Source organism: Arenibacter echinorum (genome assembly GCF_003259375.1).
Lineage (GTDB): Bacteria > Bacteroidota > Bacteroidia > Flavobacteriales > Flavobacteriaceae > Arenibacter > Arenibacter echinorum.
Genome location: NZ_QLLN01000001.1, coordinates 777,750 through 800,165, shown reverse-complemented (window position 1 = coordinate 800,165; position 22,416 = coordinate 777,750). Strand labels below are relative to the sequence as shown.

Here is a 22,416-nt window from a genome sequence, read left to right as displayed (position 1 = left end):
CCTATGGCTATTACTAAAAAGTTAACCTATTTTGGGGCGTTGCCAAATGGGGAGATAAACCAATTTTGGAATTTGTTGGATATAAGCCCAATCATTTTCCAATTCAGTATTGATATTTGAGAATTTCACTTCAAATCCGTTTAAATAAACAGGTGTATTTACCACAACCGGACAGTGGCACATATTATGGCCACAAGTTCCGTTACAGCCCTCATCCTCTTTGTCTGTTTCGGAGTCGCAACAAGACTTATCTTCAGTATGATGGTCCTTGCTGCACGAATGGATATTTTCAGATTTGGATTTTTCCATAGAAGTCCCACAAGCCCAAACATCACTGGTTGAAAGAAACAGCAAAAAAGCAAGCATTGATAATATGTGGGTTCTGTTCTTCATATTTTTCAAAGGCAAAGTTACTCAATTATCTTTTTACTGGATCAAATTTGGGGCGATATCCAATAATCCAATAGCGCCCAGTTTTAATTGAGTTGAACTTTTAAGCAAAGTACCCGTTTGCAGCAATTTGTACCTAAGTTAATTGGATTCAGTATATTTTTTAAAGTTATCAAGAATGGACTGCCATCCTCCTTGTTGCATTTCTATGGAGTTTTCGGTTTCGGCATCAAAGGTTACCTTCACGGTGGTCTGGTGATTTAACTCGTAGAAAGTGACCTTTACCTGCCTCCCATCCGGCATGGTGTAGGAAAACTGTTTGTTGGGTTCGACTTCATCGTAGACGGCCTCAAATTCAAACCCAAAACTTCCGTCCTTAGCTTCCATTCTAGCCGAGTATTTTCCACCTACCCGCATGTCATTGGATGCATATGGACAGTGCCAATCGTCCGAAGCAAAATTCCACTTTATGATGTGTTCAGGGTTGGTATAATAATCCCAAACCTTATCCATTCCTTCAGAAATGGTAGCTTGTACCATTATTTTTGTCTTTTCCATTTCCGTTTTATTTTTATTGATTTAATTATTACCCAAAAGCAGGCCTTGGTAATACTTCTATTTGGTGCAATCGTGTAAGTTTATAATAATTTTACATATCATACAGAGTCACAGAAAACAGCTGGCAAAATCTTACATTACCAAATACTAAAGTAAGTTATTTGCCCTTAATTCTTGTAAGGAATTACAGGATATTCCTAAAAAATCATTAGTGCTCATTCAATTTGTATACACTGAAACAGTCAAAAAAATCATCGTGGTGAGGACCAAGATCAACATCAGGGGAATAACAAACCTCAACCACTTATTGAATCCTATTTTCACTATGGCCAATGCTGCCAAAATTAAACCTGTTGGATTGATCAAATGAAATAAGCCCATTCCATATAGGTATGTGTCGACAATTATTTCCCTGCCTATATGGACCGTATCTGCCAAAGGCGAAAAAATTGGCATAGTCAATACCGCCATACCTGAAGATGATGGCATAAAAAAGGATAGTCCCCCATAAATAAAGAGCATTACGTTGGCGAATACTCCTTTGTGCATGTCTTCAGTGATGTTACTGGCATAAAACAAAATGGTATCGCTAATAAGCCCGTCCTCCATCAGTATGGTTACCCCCCTTGCTATACCCACAATAAAGGCCACACTGAGCAGATCGGCCGCTCCCTTGGCGAAGGCCTCCACAAAGTCGCTTTCCTTAATTCTCGCAATAATACCAATGATAATGGCCCCAACTAGAAATGTGGACGTCATTTCCACAAACCACCAATCCAAAAAGGAAACTCCAACTATCATGACTATGAAGCACAATGAAAATACCAAGGTGATCAGGCGCAGTCTTTGGGTGAATTTTATATTAGTATTCAACGAATCCAATCCAAAAAGATGTTCAATGTTCTCTTTTTGATCATAAATAATGGACTTTGAAGGATCGGCTTTTACCCTTTTGGCGTACCTAAGAATATAAACAATGGTGATGGTGGTACACAACAGTAGCATAATGATACGGTTATTGAGTCCAGTAGTCCAATTTATTCCTGCCGCATCAGAGGCAATAATAGTAGCAAACGGATTTACCGTAGAGCACATGGTGCCAATATTGGAACCTAGAAAAACACAACTTAGACCAACCATGGCATCGTATTTGGCCGCCAGGAATACGGGTATTAATATAGGGTAGAAAGCCATGGTCTCCTCTGCTAGGCCAAAGGTAGTCCCCCCAAGGGCAATTAGGGTCGTTACTGTAATGATCAGCACGTACTCCCTACCTTTCAGTGCTTTTGCCATCCAGGAAATTCCTGCATCAAAAGCCCCCGTAAGATTCATAACACCGATTAATCCACCGATAATTAATATCAAAAAAATGATATCGGCTGCTGCAATTATACCTTTTATTGGCGATTGCACCAAGGCAGCAAAACCCTGGGGCTGTGCCTCCATCTTCCTATAGGTATTGGGTATACCAATGGGTTTATAGATATCACCATTGGTGAATTTATCAATTGGAATCTTTATTCCCAGCCCTTCCAAAGTTGCTTGCGTTGCGGGTAAAACAACACTCACTTCCTGACTTATTTTAGTAAAACTATTGCCTTTGGTATCATATTCCAGACTATCGTATTTTCCGGCAGGAACAAACCAAGTTAATAGGGTTACCAATACAGCGATAAGTATGAGAATAGTTTGGGCTGTTGGAAATTTTAGTTTTTTCATGTTTGGTCATGGTCTAGGTTTGGTGTCTGGTCAAGGTACATAATTTTAAATCATTCTTTTGACACCGAATATTGCTTAAGATTTCACTTTCTGCAAGAGGTAGAAATTCTCATTTAAAATTAGTTCCTTATCCTGTATTATTTTATGGTTATAGTCTTTGGATAGGCTAAAATAATCTTGATGGTCCACCAAAATGTACCCGGATATTTCTCGATAATACGTATCTTGAATTGTTTGATAATCGCTCGCCTTGGTTTTGGAAATCTTTTCCCCAAAAAAATCAATTAGCCTTTTAAAAGCCAATGTTTGTTTCAAATTATCCTGAAACGATGCACTTCCAATAATATCTCCAGTATCTTGAAGGAGGTTGAATAATTGAAACAGGCTATCCGTTTCCTCCCTATCCAAAAAGAACAGAACCCCTTCAATAAGTATAAAGCACTTTTTTTTGCCCTTTAAAGACTTAATGGTTGCCAATAACCCCTCCTTATATTCCTTACTAAAATCAACTCCTATAAAATGTAAATTTCGCTTGGGAAGTAAATCCTCATTTTGCCATTGTTCTATTTTAAATTTTTTATGACCCACTATCTCAGGTTTATCAATTTCGATATGGATTATTTTTGGGTCCAACAAAAACGGATACATACTAAAACCAGCCCCAAAATTGATCAAAACCTCAGTTCCATTTTTAATGACATTCTCCTTTATTTTATCCAAAAAATATCTGTTCCTCAAACAGTGGGTAAATGTTTCCTCGGAGGACACCTTAGTCAGGTATTCTTCGACCCATTTTTCCGTTTTTGGATTATTCCACAAATAGGCAAAATAATCTCCACTTAATTTTACATCAGCAGCACGAAAGGCGGAGGTTACAAATGCCGTCTCATGTATTTCTATATGGTCACTACTTAGCATATTTTTTTTCAAATTAAGATTATAGTATACAAGGTGTGATACATTCAACTATTTAAATCCCAAGGTAAAAAATCTTTTATTTCGATGGGTAATTTGTTTTTTGGTGCTAGCAAATTGAAGGCACATTGATACCAATTTGTCCATGAAGTCAAGAATTCTTCAATTGATCAACCAAAATAATTCTTAAGAATCTATTACACTTGGTGCATTCGCAATGACTATTCCTAAAGTTTGGATTAACTGTATTTGTAAATGGGTACATCAATCCAAATATGACGGGTTCAATTATTTAAACTCTTGAATTGGGACCAATGTATAAGGGCCATAAGTTTTCCCTAATACCCATAAGTTTTATTGATTAACATTTCAAATCCATCAGAAAAAATTATTGTAAATTTAAGGGTGAACTAATCGAAAACTTATTTAAACTATATAAAATGGAGAATAAAACACATTCAAGCCCATCATCTAACGGAAAAGTATGGGATGTAAATGAAGCAAGTGCACAATGCCCTTTCTTAAATGGCGAATTGCATCAAGTAGCTGGGGGAGGCACCAGCAACCGGGAATGGTGGCCGAATCAATTGAAGTTAAATATACTTCGTCAAAATTCGTCCTTGGTAGATCCTATGGATCCCGATTTTGATTATGCTGAAGAATTTAAAAAGCTGGATCTGGCAACTGTAAAAAAAGACCTTTACGAATTAATGACAACAAGTCAGGATTGGTGGCCCGCTGATTATGGTCATTATGGCCCTTTCTTTATTCGTATGGCATGGCATAGTGCAGGAACCTATCGTATACAAGACGGTCGTGGGGGTGCCGGTTCCGGATCACAACGCTTTGCGCCATTAAATAGTTGGCCGGACAATGCGAACCTGGACAAGGCCCGTTTATTGCTATGGCCAATTAAAAAGAAATATGGCAAGAAGCTATCTTGGGCCGATCTATTGATATTGGCCGGGAATTGTGCTCACGAGTCCATGGGATTAAAAATGTTCGGCTTCGCTGGAGGCCGTGAGGATATATGGGAATCCGAACAAGATGTTTATTGGGGTTCGGAAACCGAATGGATGGGTAATAAGGAACGTTATTCGGAAAACGGAGAATTGGAAACTCCTCTGGGTGCCGCCCATATGGGATTGATTTATGTAAACCCGGAAGGCCATAATGCCAATCCGGATCCTGTAGAGTCTGCGCATTATATACGCGATACTTTTGGCCGTATGGCAATGAACGATTATGAAACGGTTGCACTTATAGCAGGCGGACATACCTTTGGCAAAACCCATGGTGCTGCTGACCCCACTAAATATGTGGAAGCGGAGCCGGCAGCGGCAGGCATTGAAGCCCAAGGTCTTGGATGGAAGAACAACTATGGATCCGGCGTAGGTGCAGACACTATTACCAGTGGTATAGAAGGCGCCTGGACCAATACCCCAACCAAATGGAGTCACACTTTTTTTGAAAATCTATTCGGTTACGAGTGGGAATTGACCAAAAGTCCGGCTGGAGCACACCAATGGAAGCCCAAAAACAATGCGGGTGCAGGAACGGTTCCAGATGCACACAATCCAGACGTGAAGCATGCACCTTTTATGTTGACCACTGATCTTTCGCTGCGTATGGATCCGGCTTATGAGAAAATATCAAGACATTTTTTGGAAAATCCTGAAGAGTTTGCCGATGCATATTCACGTGCTTGGTTTAAACTGGTACACCGGGATATGGGACCGGTTTCCCGCTACCTTGGTCCGGAAGTACCTAAGGAAGAATTAATTTGGCAAGATCCAGTACCTGCCGTAGATCATCAATTGATAAATGATAAGGATATTGCCGATCTGAAGGCCAAAATTTTGGCAACGGGCCTTTCCATATCCCAATTGGTTTCTACTGCCTGGGCTTCCGCCTCCACTTTTAGAGGGTCGGACAAGCGAGGGGGAGCCAATGGAGCACGTATACGACTAGCACCACAAAAAAATTGGAAGGTTAACAACCCAGAACAATTAGCACTTGTTTTGGAAAAATTGGGGGCCATCCAAAAAGAATTTAATGCCGCTCAATCCGGAAATAAGAAAGTTTCTTTGGCAGACCTTATTGTCTTAGGTGGTGATGCCGCCGTTGAGAAATCCGCTCAAAATGCAGGAAAAAAAGTAACGGTTCCTTTCTCGCCCGGACGTACAGATGCGACCATAGAGCAAACCGATGTAGAAGCTTTTGAGGTCCTCGAACCACGAGCTGATGGTTTCAGAAATTACGTCAAGGAAGCTTACGGCGTTACCTCAGAAGAAATGCTTGTCGACAAAGCTCAATTATTGACCTTGACCGCTCCCGAAATGACGGTACTTCTTGGTGGTATGCGTGTTCTTAATACCAACTATAATGGTTCCCAACACGGTGTTTTCACTAAACGCCCTGAAGCCTTGACGAACGACTTCTTTTTGAATCTGCTCGATATGGGAACTACTTGGAAGGGTATTTCTGATTCCCAAGACGTCTTTGAAGGGCGTAGCCGCAAGACTGGAGAATTTAAATGGACCGGTACCCGTGCCGATCTTATTTTTGGATCCAATTCCGAGCTACGAGCCATTGCAGAAGTTTATGCCTGCGAGGATTCAGGAGATAAGTTTGTAAAGGATTTTGTAGCCGCCTGGACCAAGGTCATGAACTTGGATCGTTTTGATTTGGCATAAAAAATATCTTCCTAAACGGACTATTTACGGGAAATAGCTTTCCTGAATGTATAAGTTATTAAAAGATTGAAACGTACCCTAAAAACCTCTCCATAATAAGTCGTGGAGAGTTTTTTTTTGTGATTAAGTCAAAGCCTAAATTTTGGATGTCTATTAGGACCACCGTTTAAATGCATATGAGCATTCTGTTATTGACATATTACTACTTTACAGATATCTCATCTACAAATATCCATGCCGGACCTTTTCGTATATGCCATTCAGGAAGAACTGATCTATTTTTGGCGATTATTTTTATATGAGAAACGTCTTGTTTGTCAAAATTGGATTTTATAGTCTTAATAATTGGCTCTCTTTTTTCTTGGGTAGCTATAGCTTCATCCAATACCGTTTTAAAGTTTTCACCGTCTTTTGAGATGGAAATAATCACCTTGGTAGGCAACATCACCGAGGTAGCACCTATATCCTGAAAAAAGTTTAAGCCAACATAAGAGAGTTCATTAACACTCCCCAAATCAATAAGCACCTCAAAATCCTTTTCTTTTATTCCTTGCCAACTAGGGTCATCGCCGCGGGCAATGGCAAATTTATTATCAAACAATGCCTTATCACCCCCACCGCCATAGGTTTCATTATAGGCATTGCTATAGGTAACCTTACATTGATCTCCAAAACCAGTGGAAAACATTTTTTTCAATGGAAAGCCAATAGGTTCCCCATTTCTGAAACACATCGCATTAAGTTCTATGGCTGTGGTATATTCAATGGGGCCTGAATATAATTCTGACTGCATTGTAGGATTTGAACCGTCCAACGTATATCTAATTTCATACAGGTCCAATTCATTATGTAACCTTAAATTGAATACTTTATTAACCTTATTATAGCTAACGTCATAATCAGGGGTTAAGGAACTTCCTGAATAATTATATCCCATTTCGTCCAATCTATCAAAATGGACATCCAATTTATTTATAAAATGTTCTCTGTTCTTTTTCTCCGCCTTGGTCCAAATAGCTTCCGAAAGTGCACTAATTCTGGGAAGCATCATATATTGGATATGGCTTAAGCTTTTCACTTGTTCCGTCCAAAGATTACCCTGCGCACCCAGAATATGATGTTTTTTATCCGGAGCAATGTCTTTTGGAACGGGATTAAAATCATATATCTTCAATACATTGTTATAGCCGCCCCATGAAGGCGGTTCATATTCACTTTTACCCTGACTGTGATCCAAATACAAAGGGTCTCCCGGAGTCATTACCACATCATGTCCGGCATTAGCGGCTTCAATACCACCGGCAAAACCTCGCCATGACATAACCGTCGCCCTTTCTGGCAACCCCCCTTCCAAGATTTCATCCCAACCTATAAGTTTTCTGTTTTTGGTATTGATATATTTCTCCATTCTAGAAACAAAGTAACTCTGCAATTCCTCGGCAGTTTGCAGGTTTTCCTGTTGCATTCTTTTTTTGCATTTATCGCATTTCAACCACGATTCCTTCCCCACTTCATCACCGCCAATATGTAAATATTCATTGGGAAATATATCCACTACCTCACTAATTATATTTTGTAGAAATTCAAATGTCCCCTCGTTCCCGGCACAATAAACTCCAGTAATGAGGTCCGTATCGCAAGAAAATTCAGGAAAACATTGTAACGCAGCCTCCGAATGCCCCGGCATTTCTATCTCGGGAATTATATCTATGTACCGTTCTTTTGCATAGGCGACAATCTCTCTCAGATCATCTTTGGTGTAGTAGCCGCCATAAACTGCACTACTGCTGTCCCTGTAGGTCGCTTCAAAATCCTCCCAAGGTTTCTTATCTCCTTTAACTTTCCTCCATGCACCTTTTTTGATCAACTCGGGATAAGCATCGATTTGAATTCTCCAGCCAATACCATCTACTAAATGCCAATGGAATTTATTCATCTTGTGCATGGCAAGGATATCGAGAACTTTTTTTATGGAGTCCTTGGGAACAAAATGCCGAGCTACATCCAACATCATACCTCTCCATTTATAGGCCGGTGCATCATTTACATGTACGTAATTTAGCAGTGGTTCTTTTATGTTAGCCTTAGGCGATAACATTTGCTTTAAGGTTTGAAGGCCATAATATATTCCTTGGTCCGTACTTCCTTCTATTACCACCCCTTCCTTTCCAATATTCAAATTATAGGCGCCATAATCCCCATCCCGTGATGTTTTAATCAAATGAATTGCATTGTCCTGTGCCGTTGTGGAATATTCAAGTGTTAAATTGAATTTATCTTTTAAAAATGAACCTAGTCCATTGGCAAGCTGTTTGGCTTCAATGTTATTCTCTACGACAATTACAGTTTTGTCGTTTATTGTAAAAGCACCTTCCTGGTAATTTATTTCGTTGGGTTGGGGAATAATTCCCATTTTTGGCGGCTCTATATTTTTACATGCAGTAACAACCAATAATATAAACAAAAGGGCTAATCTACTAGAGTACATAATTCTATTACTTTACCATTTCACATTAAAAACATCAAATATAAAGTAAATTATTGGCAGGGAATTTTAGCTTAAATACATACAGCAAGTATTCTTTAGACGATAATGAGGTGTTGAACAAGCCTCTCTTTTTAATTGGTAAAAACACATTAATTTTGTTCACCAATAAGCCAGTCCCAAAATAGCATTCAATACACCTAAACTGTATCTATTCTTCAATAATCACTGTTTCGGCCGTAGCCCCAAGCCCCAACAATAGCTCCGTAATATTTTTCACAAACTTTTTAGGTCCACACAAATAAAAGTTTTGACCAAAATCGGCAATATTTTCAACAAGGAATTTTCTATCTATTCTATTCCCCTTAAATCCCACGACATTCTCTCGTGTAAATATTTTAATAAAATTACCGTCGAGCATCTGTTGCAATTCTTCCTCCATAATAACATCTTCCGAGGTTTTATTGGAATAAATCAATTTATTGCCATGTAGGTTTTTATGGGTATACAGATGTCTAAATATGGAAATAAAGGGTGTAATACCAGCACCTCCGGCAATAAAAACACCTGGGCCCTTAAATTGAATGGCTCCAAAAACCTCATGAAGAATAAGTTCCGCCCCTGCGTGGGTGCGGCCCAACATATTGGTCACCCCATCATGATCATTATAGATTTTGATCATAAATTCCAGGAAACCATGTTCCATTATGGAGGTAAAGGTAAAGGGCCTTAATTGGTCTTTCCACTCCGGCAAATTAATGGCAACCTCGGTTGCCTGCCCTGGAATAAAATCATAACCCGCAGGTCTTTCCACCACAAAACGTTTCACATCATGTGTAATGTAATGTGTCTCCAATATCTTAACAATATGTTGCTTTTTTGCTTTCGCCATAATTGTGTTTAATTTGAAAATATCAAGGTAATAAATTATCTGTTAATTCCTATCCCGCTAACTTAGGGACTAAGCCCAAGTATCTGTAATATTTGGCAGATCAGCGCTTAACATTACACTAAATTCATGATATAAGGTTGAAGGTGGTTACAAGTGCTCGTTTTAATGGAGCTTATAAGGTGTGATGTTTTTCTTTATCCAATATTCACGTTGAACAAATATCCTACCATAGCAGTCAATCCCATTGCCACAGTTCCCCAGAATGTAATTCGGATAATTGCTTTTTTTATACTAGAGCCTCCGGTTTTCGCGGCCAATGCACCCAAAACAATTAGGAAGAAAAGCGCAAAACCATAAAGAGAATATTCCATGTTATTCAACGGTAAAAAGAGGGTTACAATAAGTGGTAGTATGCCCCCAATAGTAAAAGCTGCCCCAGAAGCAAAAGCAGCTTGCATTGGTTTGGCCTTACTTATTTCATTTAGACCCAGCTCATCCCTAATATGTGCTCCCAACGCATCTTTAGCCGTTAATTCTTTTGCAACTGTTAAGGCCGTTTCTTTCTTAAGTCCTCTTTTTTCATAAATCGCTGCCAACAATTGCAATTCAATTTCGGGCGTTTCTTTTAATTCTATAATCTCCCGATCAATATCTGCTTTTTCCACATCGGTCTGTGAACTTACAGAAACGTATTCACCAGCTGCCATTGACAAGGCACCAGCCACCAATCCGGCTAAAGTTGCCAGCACAATAGGTTCCCTGATATCACTTGCCGCTGCAATTCCAATGGCAAGACTCGCCGTTGAAAGAATTCCATCATTGGCACCAAGCACTGCCGCCCTTAACCAATTACTTCTGTGGATATAATGATTGTCCAAATAATTATCAATATTCTTTGTAGTTTCACTCATCTTAGTGGTTTAAGGTAATTACCTTCAACAATTGACCAAAAACTAAGGCAACATATTGCTTTTTTGGGCAAAGTTTTTAATGTACATAATATTTCAGTGTTCAGCTTAAAGAATAAAGCATGCACCGCTATGGTTTATTTACACCCTTCGCTGTGCATGCTATAATCTTAATTGATCTTGTCTGGGCGTATTTGATAGGATTGTAAATATCCCACTATTTTAAAATACTTTCTATCTCCTTTAGTTCCGCTCCACTAAAATTAATAATCTTGAGAGCTTCCAAATTATCCAGCAATTGTTCTGTGCGACTCACACCAACAAGTACCGTAGAAATGCGTTGGTCTTTCAGCAACCAGGCAATGGCCATTTGGGCTAGACTTTGGCCACGACTCTCGGCCAACTTATTGAGTCGACCTACCTTGTCCAAAACTTCTGGTGTAATCTGGTCTTCCTTCAAATAACGGCCATCCTTGCTTGCCCTACTATCTTCAGGGATACCTTTTAAATATTTCTTGGTCAATACCCCTTGTGCCAATGGAGAGAAAGCAATGGAGCCTATCCCCTGTTCTTTTAACACATCCAGCAATCCATCCTCTACCCAACGATCGAACATATTATATCTAGGTTGATGGATTAATAATGGCGTGCCCAAATCCTTCATTATTTTTGACGCCTTGGCAGTAAGCTCTGCAGGATACTGGGAAATACCCGCATATAGTGCCTTACCACTTTGTACCAAATGATGCAATGCGCCCATGGTTTCTTCCAAGGGAGTGTCCGGATCGGGCCTGTGATGGTAAAATATATCTACGTAATCCAGCCCCATTCTTTTAAGGCTTTGATTAGCCGAGGCAATCAAATATTTGCGGGATCCAAAATTCCCATAAGGCCCGGGCCACATATCCCACCCTGCTTTACTGGAAATAATAAGTTCGTCGCGATAAAGCTTAAAATCACTTTTAAAAATACGTCCAAAATTTTCTTCGGCAGCACCATAAGGAGGACCATAATTGTTGGCCAGATCAAAATGGGTAATCCCGTTATCGAAGGCACAACGCAAAAGGTTGCGGCCCATTTCCAGATTATCGGTATGACCAAAATTGTGCCAAAGCCCCAATGAAATTAGGGGCAAAAGAATTCCACTGTTTCCACAGCGTCGGTATTGCATGGTATCATAACGTTTATCATTGGCTTTATAATGGCCGGGATCAAAAGTGTCGTTTATTTTCATTTTTACTATTATTATCTAATTAATTTGTACAAACCCCTAAGTTAGCAAATCTTTTAAGTTAAGGATGGCCTTGTTGAGCATATGAGTATAATAACATGCTAAGGTTTACTTTTTAGCAGGGAATAAATAAAACTAAAACACGGCATGACATCGTAGGCCCAATATATTTTTTATATATCCGAGCATAAAAATTCTACTTAAATTTTATTCTTGGTTCGGATACAGTGGCCAGACCCAAAAGCAACCGAAAAGCAATCGAAATGAGAATTAATCCAATAAAAATTTTGATTCAACCCTTAGTCTTCATTCAAAATAAACTCCTCCAATTTTTCGACCATTTTAATGCTTCCGCAAAATATAGCCTCCCTTTGGTGCAATTCTGTAGGTTCAATATCCATAATTCTTTTAGTACCTGTGGTGGCCTTGCCCTTGGCTTGCTCCGTTAGAAAAGCTATAGGATTACATTCGTAGGTCAATCGTAATTTACCATTTTGCATAGGCCCGATCCTTGGATACATATAGATACCACCCTTTATTAAATTTCTATGGAAATCTGCAACCATTGACCCTATATACCTTGAAGTGTAAGGCCTATCCCCTTCTTCCTTTTGGCAATACTTTATGTAAGCCTTTACTCCCTTGGAGAAATGAACATAGTTACCCTCGTTGACAGAATAGATCCTACCGGTTTCCGGGAATTGCATATTTGGATGGGAATGATAAAAGGTGCCCAACGCCGGATTTAAAGTAAACCCATTAACCCCATTACCCGTGGTAAAGACCAACATGGTTGAAGTACCGTACATGACATACCCAGCCGCAACCTGGTCTTTTCCAGGTTGTAAAAAGTCTTTTAACTCTACTGGACTGCCCAATGGGGATATCCTTCTGTAAATTGAAAAGATAGTACCAACAGAGGCATTTACATCAATATTGGAAGAGCCGTCCAAGGGGTCTATGAGGACAACGTACTTATTGTTATTATTACCATCAATACTATTTACAGCAATAAAATCTTCCTCTTCTTCCGATGCAATTCCACATACTATCCCACGCTGTTTTAGGGTCTGAATAAACTTATCATTGGCATAGACATCCAACTTTTGTTGGTCTTCCCCTTGAACATTGGTATTACCGGCATCACCCAAAATATCCACTAGACCGGCTTTGTTTACTTCATGGTTGGTAATCTTGGCAGCAAGCCGTATGGCATTTATCAATTTTGACAATTCTCCTGTGGAATATGCAAAAGAGGATTGATTGTCAAAAATAAACTCTCCAAGGGTTCTTTTTTGATTTGTGTAGGTCATAGGATAATATTTATCGTTCTAGAATTAGTGTTTTTAATGGCGTAGAAGGTAATATTCCCTTTTTATTGACCAGGAAGCCCTAATTTTAAATTAGGCTATGACAGCTAAAATCTTCTTAATTGCTTCTACCACATTTAGAGTTGATTCTTGTTAAACATTAAGGTAGTGACTTTTTTAACGCCATCAAAGAATTACTTACTTGATTGATCTTTTTAAAACTTTATTTCAAATAAAAGACCTCCACTAAATCCTTAGAAACCGGACTATTATCGGCATTGGTCTCCATAAGGTCTGCCATATGCACCCACCAATCCTTACAAATTTGGGTATTGGCAATGGCGTTCCATTTTTCTTCGGATTCCAATTCTGCATAACCAAACAATATATTGGTTTCAGGGTCGATAAAAATGCTGTAATTGTGAACCCCGTGCATTTTCAGCACCTCTTCCAACTCCTTCCATATTGGATTGTGTCTTTGGGTATATTCTTCTGTGCTATTAGGATAGACCTTCATTTTAAATGCTTTTCTTATCATTTTTATTTTCTTATAGGAGTTAGTAAAATCAATTTAAATCCACACAGGTATTTATTTTGACAAATCTAAACCTTGAGGTAAATTTATGCATCCTGCACAGTACTGCAATTAGCAATCTTTAATACCCTTAAACTGGCTTGGACAGCATAGTACAGGATGCTTTCGAAAACATTAATATTTAAACTTGTTTTCCAATTTTACAATAAGCCCAGTAATATTTTTGATGCAGTATTAGGAAAAACACTGGTAGAAATAGCTTTAAGAATGTCTTTAGTACAACTTACAGAAGTCTCAAATTGGGGTAGGTCATGGCCCATGCATTAAAGCTTTTCATTGAAAATTAATCTATAAGCCCAATGGAAAATTAAAATGTTCAATATTCAAAAGAAAGCTTTTAGTTAAATGAAGTTAGAAGATTAACATCTTAAAATGTCTTAGCTTTAAGCATAATAACCGGAGTGTCCTTTAAAGAAGATTCATTATCATGAAAAAAAGCAACTATATCTTTCTTATACTTGGTATTATCCTAACGGCTTCCTTTGGATATAAAAAGGCAAGAATTGAGCCTAAAAAGAAGGACGGACCCAACGTTTTATTTATCGCCGTAGACGACCTTAACGATTGGATAGGAGTTTTAGGGGGACATCCCCAAGCCAAAACACCCCATATGGACCGGCTGGCCCAACGCGGCGTTCTTTTTAGCAATGCGCATTGTCAGGCTCCTGTATGCAATCCCAGTAGGGCAAGTGTTATGACCTCCCTATATCCCAGCACCTCCGGTATTTACTTTTTAAATCCAGATATTGTAGAATCCCCTGTGGCGAGCAGAAATATAGTAATGCCCAAGCGGTTTCAGCAAGAAGGTTATAATGTCATTGCTGCGGGAAAGATCTTCCATAATGGAAAAGGAATCAACGAAACCCATATTCCAAATTATGCAGGGCAGTTTGGAGGATTTGGCCCCATGCCAGAACAAAAGATTAGCACCTATCCCGGACATCCCTTATGGGATTGGGGCGTTTACCCGGAAAGTGATGATCAGATGCCCGATTATCAAATTGCAAGCTGGGCAGCTCAAAAATTGGTCGAAAAACAAGACCAGCCCTTCTGGATGGGCGTAGGGTTCTACCGGCCACATGTGCCGCAATTTGCCCCCCAAAAGTGGTTCGATATGTATCCCATGGAATCTTTGCAGCTGCCGAAAACAATTACCGGTGACCTAGATGATATTTCGCCATACGGCATCGACATCACCCGGCTGAAACATGTATCGCCAACTTTTGAATGGGTAACGGAAAATGAGCAGTGGAAACCTTTGGTACAGTCTTATTTGGCCTGTGTAAGTTTTGTGGATAATCAGGTAGGGCGAGTGCTCGATGCATTGGATAAGGGCGATTATGGAGACAATACTTATGTTGTATTGTTCAGTGACCACGGATTTCATTTGGGCGAAAAAATACGCTTTGCCAAACGTAGCCTATGGGAAGATGGGGCGCGAGTACCAATGATCATTATGGGTCCCGATATTCCTAAAGGACAAGTTATTAATAAGCCAGTACAATTATTGGACATCTACCCTACCTTGCTGGAATTATGCCATCTAAAACCCGATCCAAAGCACGAAGGCAATTCCTTAGCGCCCCTATTAAAAAATATGGACGCCGAATGGCCGCATTATGCCAGAACCTGTTTTGGGCCTGGTAACTATGCCATCGTATCGGAGCGTTATCGTTTTATACAGTACAACGATGGGTCCGGGGAGTTTTATGATCATAAAAACGACCCGCAAGAGTGGAATAACGTGATATCCAGGCCGGAATATGGCGAAGTTATTGAGAAGCACAGAAATCAAGTGCCCGCGAACAGGCATCATATCCTCGGCAATGGTTCCACAGGTCACGAGTCCTATGAGGCAACCGAAATAGAGAACAATTAGACTTGATGTTGTTCTACTTTTACCGAGTTTTCTACAAACATAAAAGGCTTCCAAAAAATTGGAAGCCTTTTATTTACAATTGATCTTATAGAATTACTTGCCATAGACCTTGCTTATCAAGCTTTTTAAGCTGGCAAGATTGGCCTATTTTTCATGGCGGTATCTATTATTTTTAAAACACGTTCTCTTTCGGCTCCTTGTAAAGGCAATCTTGGAGCTCTGACGTTTTCGGTTCCAATACCGGTCGCTACTTCCGCCAATTTAATGTTTTGTACCAATTGCGGGCTAATATCCAACTCCAATAGAGGCATAAACCAACGATAGATTTCCATAGCTTCATCAACCTTCGCTGCTTTTACCAACTTGTAAATAGCAACTGTTTCAGCAGGATAGGCACAAACCAATCCAGCTACCCATCCGTCGGCACCGGTAACCAAACTTTCTAGAGCCAGTGTATCTACACCGGTCAGAACTTTGGAAATCTGCTGGCTATGAAACCGCCTTTATGGGAAAATGGCACTTGTCCAGATTGGAAAAAAGTGAAAAATACGATGAGCCGAGTCCAAGCGACCAAGGCTTTGATTATTGGTTCGCCTCTACCCATAATGCTTTTGGAGGACCCAAAAATTTTGAGAAATTCAATTGGAACGGGGAAGCTGTTGGAGAAGTGGACGGATGGTATTGCGATGTATTAACAGATGAAGCTACAGACTGGTTAACAAACAAAAGAGATAAAAGCTAACCTTTCCTATTAATTGTTTCTATACACGAACCACACGCTCCCTTGTCGCCTCCAGAAGAATACAGTAACATGTACGATAATGCTAGAGTAGATAGTCTAGAACAATCTATTAGCTACGGTGGTGTTGCTCGTCCAGAATACGATATTGGCAAGAATAAAAAAGAATATTACGGCACCGTTTCACAATTAGACAAAGCCTTTGACAACCTAATGAAAACAGTTGACAACGAAGACTTAACTGAAAACACAATGGTTATTTTCACGAGTGACAATGGCCCTGAATCCCCTGTCAACTTGGAAGAATCCAAAGGAGAATGGGAAGCACCTACACGGGATAATTGCTTCGGAACACCCGGTGTCTTTAGAGGTTTGAAAAGATTTCCTTACGAAGGCGGACACAGAGTACCCGGTATAGTGCGTTATCCTACCAAAATAAAAGCAGGAACAACCAGCAATGAAATGGTGGTGGCAACAGATTTTATTACCACCGCAGCTCACCTTGCCCAATTAATAACTCCCAAAGGAATTAACTTTGATGGTATTAATGCGTTCCCCGCTTTTCTGGAACAAAAAATAAAAAGGGAGAAACCATATTTATGGCTATATCCAAACCATGAAGACGCCTATTCTAGAATGCCACATATGGCCATGCGCTATAACGATCATACCTTATTGGGATGGTTTCCGGAAAAACTGGAAAATGAAACTTTAATGGCATGGGTGAAGTCGTCCGTTCCGGTAAAATTTGAACTATACGATTTATCCAAGGATCCGGAACAACAAAATGACCTAGGCTCTTCAGAGCCAGAAATGGTAGACAAGTTAAAGCCTTTGATGCTGGAACAATGGATTGAAATTAGGGATGAAGGCCCAAATTGGGAGAATATAAATTAATAAGCCTACTATCCATTTTAGAAAACTGTACGCATTTATAACAAGTATTTGATTATTTTGGATTAATGTTGTCCGGTTCCTATTGCCTAGCAGTCGAACAAGATAGGTTTTAAACATGCAATCTTCATCTTTTGTAAGTACTTTAGAAGTTATAGCCGAATTTTGTTTGCAGACTCAGTAACTAGTGTGATTTCTCCTCGCTATCGCCCATTCGATGACTGTGAGGGTCACTTCGAAAGAGACCCTTTTCAGGAAGACGGGAAGACGCACAAGTGCAAACCAGTTTTAAGAATTCATTCTTTATAGTGCAGGTATTACCGGTAATGTATATTTTTAAGCTGTAAATGAATAATCCCTTCATTTGATTGTAGAAGGATAATAAAAGTAAAGGTTATGAAAAATAATTTCGGCAAGAAATTTATCATTATAGTTTCAATTTTATGCTTTAGCATAAGCAGTGTTGAAGCTCAGATAAAAAACCCTTCTTTTGAAAAAGATCAAATTGCTGGTGAAAGACAGATAGTACAAAAACTCAAAGGTTGGACCATTGGTAGCGGCAACGTGGAATTGATTGCAAGTAATGTATTCACTGCAGTTGAGGGAAACCAAGTTCTGGATTTAAATGGAAACCAACCTGGGAGTATTGCACAGACCGTAAAAGGTCTTGAAAAATCTACAGATTACACCTTAAAGTTCGAATATGCGGACCAAAAAGGGAGACAGCCCGATGATCAAATGCTTTTGGCAACTGCCAATGTTATTATTAACGGGGTAACTGTGGCAACTCTCCAGAACCTATCACCAGCTCCTAACTATATTGGAGGTATTGGGTTTGGTTTTAAATCAACATCCAAAGGGACCGCCACTATTGAATTTGTTTCAACCACAAAAGGGGATATGGGACTGGTAATCGACAACCTTAGAATAGAAAAGGGACAACCTATGAAACCTCCTGTAAACAATCATTTAGTAAATGGTGGTTTTGAGATGAAAGTGATTAGTGATAGTGGAAACCCACATTTATATGGAGAGCAGTTGCCAGGGTGGTTGATTATGAGAGAGAATATAGACCTTATTGCCATTGACCGCTTTGGCTCCCCAAGTGGAAAATGGGTAATTGATTTAGGTGGCCACGGGCCCGGCGGTATAGCACAAACCATTACCGACCTGTCACCAGGGGCTAAATATCGTTTGTCAGCATTATATTCACGACATCAATATTGGGATCAACAAGATCCACTTACAGGTGAAATCTTTATCGATGATGAATTAGTGTTGAGTTTAAACAGGGATAAATTGGCAAAAGCACCACGTTGGGAAAGGATATCTCACGATTTTATAGCGCCATCCGATGGAGAAATAACACTCTCTTTATTTTCAACGGCATTTAAAGTAGGTGGTGGAATTTTATATGACGATATTAAAATTGAAAAGCTCAGTGATATTGTTGAACCGAAAAAAATTCCTGTATTGATTATTGATGGTTTTAGCAATCACAATTGGGAATTGAACACTGAATATTTGCAAAAAATACTTGAAGCTACTGGGAAGTTTGAAGTATCTGTAAGTACGTGTCCGAATCAAAACGAAAATGCATCGGAGTGGGAAAATTGGAATCCTGATTTTAATTCCTATCCTGTTGTAATACAGACCTGCAATAATATTTTTAAAGAAGATAGCTTGCAATGGCCCGAACATGTAAAAGAGGCTTTTGAAAAATATGTGGCAGAAGGCGGTGGGGTTTACATGTACCACGGGGCGACCAATGCCTTTAAAGGATGGCCTGCATATAATAAAATGTTAGCCTTAGGATGGCGAAATAAGGATTTTGGCGTAGCCGTAACCATTAATGACAAAGAAGAGCTGGAGATTATTCCAACTGGAGAAGGCGAAAACACTGGGCATGGCGAACGAACTGATGCCTTGATAACAAGAATAGTCGGTCACCTCCTTCATACTGGTATGCCAAAATCCTGGAAAGCAGCCGATGTAGAGATTTACCGTTACGGAAGAGGAACTACCGAAAACCTAGAAGTATTATCGTATGCCAAAGACCCAAAAACGGAGTTGAATTTCCCGATGGAATGGACCGTTAAATTTGGGGAAGGCAAGGTTTATTGTTCTACCTATGGCCATTTGTGGAGAGATCAAGAATGGCCCCCAAATATGCGTTGTGCCGGATTTCAACAATCTATGGCAAGAGCGCTACAATGGTTAAGCGGCAATGCGGTAGATAATTATGTTGAACCTGACTTTCCCACTTCTGAAAGTACCGTTTTCAGACCCCCTATTTTAGAATAAACTTTTATAAAATATGATGTGTAAAGTAAAAGTATCGGCCTCCTCTAAAACATTCAATAACTATGTATTGCTCTTCACCTTTATTTTACTTTCCTTTTTGTCATGCGGTAGAGAAGAAAGTAAAATAGATTCAACTATAGATAATGAAACGGACCCGCTTGATAATTACACAGATTGGTCAATTTATAGAGGCGACAAAAAGGGCAATCAATATTCAGAACTAGCACAAATACATGCTGCCAATGTACATAAGTTAGAGTTGGCATGGCAGTATCAAACAGGTGATGCTACAAAAAAATCGTCCATTCAAGTCAATCCAATTATTGTTGATGGGCTCCTGTATATATCTACCCCTAGTTTAAATGCGGTAGCTTTGGATGCCGCAACCGGAAAAGAAGTCTGGGTTTTTAATTCTTCAAAATTTAATGAAAATCAAACGGTTTTTCAGGGCAGAACCAGAGGTGTTACCTATTGGAGTTCAAAGGATGGTAACGACCAACGTATTTTTCTTTTTGTTAAAAACAGGGTTTATGCTTTAGAGGCGAAAACAGGAAAACTCATTACCTCATTTGGAACAAACGGACATATTGATTTACGGGAAAATTTGGAGATGGATATTAATAAAGCCTCCATTGAAGTAACATCGCCCGGTATAGTTTATGAAAACTTTTTAATAGTAGGTTCCCGTGTTCCCGAAGGGTACGATTCGACACCCGGCAACATTAGAGCTTATGATGCCGAGACAGGGGATTTTAAATGGGTTTTCCGTACGATTCCCAAAGAAGGGGAATATGGATTTGATACCTGGCAATTTAAGGAAGGGGAAACGTATGGAGGTGCCAATACGTGGAGTGGTTTTACTGTTGACGAAAAACGCGGTTGGGTATTTTTGGCTACAGGTTCGCCAGCTTATGATTTTTATGGAGGAAACAGAAAAGGTGAAAACCTATTTGGAAATTGTGTTTTGGCCCTCAATGCAAAAACCGGGGAGCGCATTTGGCATTATCAAACTGTTCATCATGATATTTGGGATTACGATAATCCATCCGCTCCAATTTTAATTACAATTAGCCAAGGTCAAGAGAAGAAGGATGCCGTAGTGCAACTTACAAAAATGGGACTAGTATTTGTTCTGGATAGGGAAACGGGAGAGCCACTCTTTCCTACTTTGGAAACACCTGTTCCAAAATCACAAGTTGAGGGCGAAGAAGCATGGCCTACACAGCCCATCCCAACCAAGCCACTTCCTTTAAGTCGCCAAGGTATTACGGAAGCCGATTTAACTACTATTTCGCCAGAATCCCATGAACATGCAAGAAAAAATTTCAATAATTATATGTCCGCAAGTATATACACGCCACCTTCGGAAAGAGGAACAATAACAAGTCCCAGTGTACTTGGGGGTGTAGAGTGGCAAGGCGGGTCTTATGACCCATATACCAATATTCTTTATGTTAACTCCAACAATGTAGCTAGTATATCCCAGCTAAAAAAAGTTTACGAAACTACGGATAGCTCCAGCTTAACAAATTTGCAATTGGGCAACCAAATTTATTTAAAAAACTGTGCTTCCTGTCATGGCTTAAACCGCAGTGGTGTTCCTCCAACATATCCTTCGGTAATTCATTTGAATAAAACAAAGGAAGAGATAGCAACAATCATTACAAATGGTAAAAACATAATGCCAGCTTTTTCACAATTTACTACAAAAGATCTTAATGCCATTACCGATTTTATAATGAGCAATGATACCGTTTCCTATAATGAAAAGGATGTTTTGGAAACTAAAACAAGGTACACGCATACGGGGTATAATCTTTTTTTAGATCAAAATGGGTATCCTGCTACTAGCCCCCCTTGGGGAACATTAAGTGCAATTGATATGGGTACCGGTGATTATGTATGGAAAAAACCTCTAGGGGAATATCCAGAACTGGTAAAACAAAATATTCGCAATACAGGAACCTTAAATTATGGCGGGGCCGTGGCAACAGCAGGGGGTATTGTCTTTATAGCTGCTACGGCAGACGAAAAATTCAGGGCCTTTGAAAAAAATCGCGGTAATATTTTATGGGAGTACGATTTACCTGTGGGTGGATATGCCACACCTAGTGTGTATATGCAAAATGGGCGCCAGTATGTTGCCATAGTAGCTGGAGGTGGAGGTAAGAACAATACACCTTCGGGGGATTATGTAATGGTATTTGCTTTACCAGAAGGTAATGATAAACCCAAAGAAACATTAAAGAATACTAAGACTGACTCCAATGGATGGATCTCTCTTTTTAATGGTGAAACCTTGGATGGATGGGTACATATGAACGGCTCGCACACCTATTCGGTAGAGGATGGTGCTATTATTGGAAGAACCACGGAAAATAGTCCCAATTCTTTTTTGTGTTCTCTTCAAGAGTTTGAAAATTTTGAATTGGAATGTGAAGTTACAGTTGATAATATTACAAACCAAGGCATTCAGTTCCGTTCCTCCGTTCGACCTGTTACCGAAAAGGATCAAGATGCCTGGAGAGCGGGAAGGGTTTGGGGACCACAACTGGAAATACGCAGAAAAATGGGTGAAAATTCTATTACTACGGGCTTACTTTATGGTGAAGCCCTAGGAACCGGTTGGCTTTCATCAAAAGAAAAAGTCGAAAAAGGACATGATTATTTTATTTCTGAAGGATGGAACAAAATTAGGATTGTTGCCGATGGCCCTAGAATTCAAACTTTTGTAAATGGTCATTTAATCGAAGATTTAGTAAACGATGAAGTATACAGAACCCATCCTAAAGGCTTTATCGCTTTGCAGATTCATGGAATTAATGGTGAACGTCAATTCACAATGCAGTGGCGAAATATTAAGGTACATCCAATAAAATAACCACAATTATCCTAAAAAGA

Annotated in this window: 14 protein-coding genes and 2 pseudogenes; 5 read left to right on the top strand and 11 right to left on the bottom strand. The window is 39.5% G+C overall.

What is annotated here, in order from left to right; translation table 11 throughout:
* Positions 1–21: 21 nt before the first annotated feature.
* The 4 genes from LV92_RS03370 to LV92_RS03355 all read right to left on the bottom strand — a co-directional run bounded on the left by LV92_RS03370 (position 22) and on the right by LV92_RS03355 (position 3,597).
* Positions 22–393 carry a hypothetical protein gene (locus LV92_RS03370; protein WP_146613506.1) on the bottom strand — a complete coding sequence of 124 codons (372 nt, stop codon included), beginning with the start codon at positions 391–393 and terminating at the stop codon, positions 22–24.
* Positions 394–531: 138 nt separating this feature from the next.
* Positions 532–948: an SRPBCC family protein gene (locus LV92_RS03365; RefSeq protein ID WP_111622210.1), complete on the bottom strand. Its 417-nt coding sequence runs from the start codon at positions 946–948 to the stop codon at positions 532–534.
* 219 nt (positions 949–1,167) lie between these two features.
* Positions 1,168–2,667 (bottom strand): YfcC family protein, encoded by a 1,500-nt coding sequence (locus tag LV92_RS03360; protein ID WP_111622209.1) that lies wholly within the window; start codon positions 2,665–2,667, stop codon positions 1,168–1,170.
* 75 nt (positions 2,668–2,742) lie between these two features.
* Positions 2,743–3,597, bottom strand: coding sequence for a class I SAM-dependent methyltransferase (locus LV92_RS03355; RefSeq protein WP_245946225.1), 855 nt, complete (start codon positions 3,595–3,597; stop codon positions 2,743–2,745).
* Between the two features lie 425 nt (positions 3,598–4,022).
* On the opposite strand from LV92_RS03355, the gene katG reads away from it, so the two are divergent.
* Positions 4,023–6,278 carry a catalase/peroxidase HPI gene (gene katG, locus LV92_RS03350; RefSeq protein ID WP_111622207.1) on the top strand — a complete coding sequence of 752 codons (2,256 nt, stop codon included), beginning with the start codon at positions 4,023–4,025 and terminating at the stop codon, positions 6,276–6,278.
* 202 nt (positions 6,279–6,480) lie between these two features.
* Here the strand turns inward: katG and LV92_RS03345 are convergent, their stop codons facing one another.
* The 6 genes from LV92_RS03345 to rhaM all read right to left on the bottom strand — a co-directional run bounded on the left by LV92_RS03345 (position 6,481) and on the right by rhaM (position 13,642).
* Positions 6,481–8,766, bottom strand: coding sequence for a glycoside hydrolase family 20 protein (locus LV92_RS03345; RefSeq protein ID WP_111622206.1), 2,286 nt, complete (start codon positions 8,764–8,766; stop codon positions 6,481–6,483).
* A 208-nt stretch (positions 8,767–8,974) separates the two neighbouring features.
* Positions 8,975–9,655: an FAD-binding oxidoreductase gene (locus tag LV92_RS03340; protein ID WP_111622205.1), complete on the bottom strand. Its 681-nt coding sequence runs from the start codon at positions 9,653–9,655 to the stop codon at positions 8,975–8,977.
* A 194-nt stretch (positions 9,656–9,849) separates the two neighbouring features.
* Positions 9,850–10,566 carry a VIT1/CCC1 transporter family protein gene (locus LV92_RS03335; RefSeq protein ID WP_111622204.1) on the bottom strand — a complete coding sequence of 239 codons (717 nt, stop codon included), beginning with the start codon at positions 10,564–10,566 and terminating at the stop codon, positions 9,850–9,852.
* A 214-nt stretch (positions 10,567–10,780) separates the two neighbouring features.
* On the bottom strand, positions 10,781–11,797 hold the full coding sequence (gene mgrA / locus LV92_RS03330) for an L-glyceraldehyde 3-phosphate reductase (protein WP_111622203.1): 1,017 nt from the start codon (positions 11,795–11,797) through the stop codon (positions 10,781–10,783).
* 296 nt (positions 11,798–12,093) lie between these two features.
* Positions 12,094–13,107, bottom strand: a complete 1,014-nt coding sequence (gene fbp, locus LV92_RS03325) for a class 1 fructose-bisphosphatase (protein ID WP_111622202.1) — start codon at positions 13,105–13,107, stop codon at positions 12,094–12,096.
* A gap of 220 nt (positions 13,108–13,327) precedes the next feature.
* Positions 13,328–13,642, bottom strand: coding sequence for an L-rhamnose mutarotase (gene rhaM, locus LV92_RS03320; protein WP_111622201.1), 315 nt, complete (start codon positions 13,640–13,642; stop codon positions 13,328–13,330).
* Between the two features lie 484 nt (positions 13,643–14,126).
* Here rhaM and LV92_RS03315 point away from each other — a divergent pair, with 484 nt between their 5' ends.
* On the top strand, positions 14,127–15,578 hold the full coding sequence (locus tag LV92_RS03315; RefSeq protein WP_111622200.1) for a sulfatase: 1,452 nt from the start codon (positions 14,127–14,129) through the stop codon (positions 15,576–15,578).
* A gap of 125 nt (positions 15,579–15,703) precedes the next feature.
* Here LV92_RS03315 and LV92_RS03310 read toward each other — a convergent pair.
* Positions 15,704–16,054, bottom strand: a pseudogene (locus LV92_RS03310) (dihydrodipicolinate synthase family protein); the annotation flags it as partial.
* Between the two features lie 29 nt (positions 16,055–16,083).
* On the opposite strand from LV92_RS03310, the pseudogene LV92_RS03300 reads away from it, so the two are divergent.
* From LV92_RS03300 to LV92_RS03290, 3 genes and pseudogenes are all read left to right on the top strand, one after another.
* Positions 16,084–17,214: pseudogene (locus LV92_RS03300) on the top strand (sulfatase family protein).
* Positions 17,215–17,607: 393 nt separating this feature from the next.
* Entirely contained in the window at positions 17,608–19,515 is a 1,908-nt protein-coding gene (locus tag LV92_RS03295) for a ThuA domain-containing protein (protein WP_111622197.1), read from the top strand.
* Between the two features lie 13 nt (positions 19,516–19,528).
* Positions 19,529–22,396 carry a family 16 glycoside hydrolase gene (locus LV92_RS03290; protein WP_146613504.1) on the top strand — a complete coding sequence of 956 codons (2,868 nt, stop codon included), beginning with the start codon at positions 19,529–19,531 and terminating at the stop codon, positions 22,394–22,396.
* Positions 22,397–22,416 lie beyond the last annotated feature (20 nt).

Bases quoted from the DNA above. Each gene is read 5' to 3' on its own strand.
- LV92_RS03335 (WP_111622204.1), bottom strand. From the start codon at position 10,566: ATGAGTGAAACTACAAAGAATATTGATAATTATTTGGACAATCATTAT.
- mgrA (WP_111622203.1), bottom strand. From the start codon at position 11,797: ATGAAAATAAACGACACTTTTGATCCCGGCCATTATAAAGCCAATGAT.
- LV92_RS03370 (WP_146613506.1), bottom strand. From the start codon at position 393: ATGAAGAACAGAACCCACATATTATCAATGCTTGCTTTTTTGCTGTTT.
- LV92_RS03290 (WP_146613504.1), top strand. From the start codon at position 19,529: ATGATGTGTAAAGTAAAAGTATCGGCCTCCTCTAAAACATTCAATAAC.
- LV92_RS03295 (WP_111622197.1), top strand. From the start codon at position 17,608: ATGAAAAATAATTTCGGCAAGAAATTTATCATTATAGTTTCAATTTTA.
- LV92_RS03365 (WP_111622210.1), bottom strand. From the start codon at position 948: ATGGAAAAGACAAAAATAATGGTACAAGCTACCATTTCTGAAGGAATG.
- LV92_RS03360 (WP_111622209.1), bottom strand. From the start codon at position 2,667: ATGAAAAAACTAAAATTTCCAACAGCCCAAACTATTCTCATACTTATC.
- LV92_RS03315 (WP_111622200.1), top strand. From the start codon at position 14,127: ATGAAAAAAAGCAACTATATCTTTCTTATACTTGGTATTATCCTAACG.
- rhaM (WP_111622201.1), bottom strand. From the start codon at position 13,642: ATGATAAGAAAAGCATTTAAAATGAAGGTCTATCCTAATAGCACAGAA.
- LV92_RS03345 (WP_111622206.1), bottom strand. From the start codon at position 8,766: ATGTACTCTAGTAGATTAGCCCTTTTGTTTATATTATTGGTTGTTACT.
- fbp (WP_111622202.1), bottom strand. From the start codon at position 13,107: ATGACCTACACAAATCAAAAAAGAACCCTTGGAGAGTTTATTTTTGAC.
- LV92_RS03340 (WP_111622205.1), bottom strand. From the start codon at position 9,655: ATGGCGAAAGCAAAAAAGCAACATATTGTTAAGATATTGGAGACACAT.
- katG (WP_111622207.1), top strand. From the start codon at position 4,023: ATGGAGAATAAAACACATTCAAGCCCATCATCTAACGGAAAAGTATGG.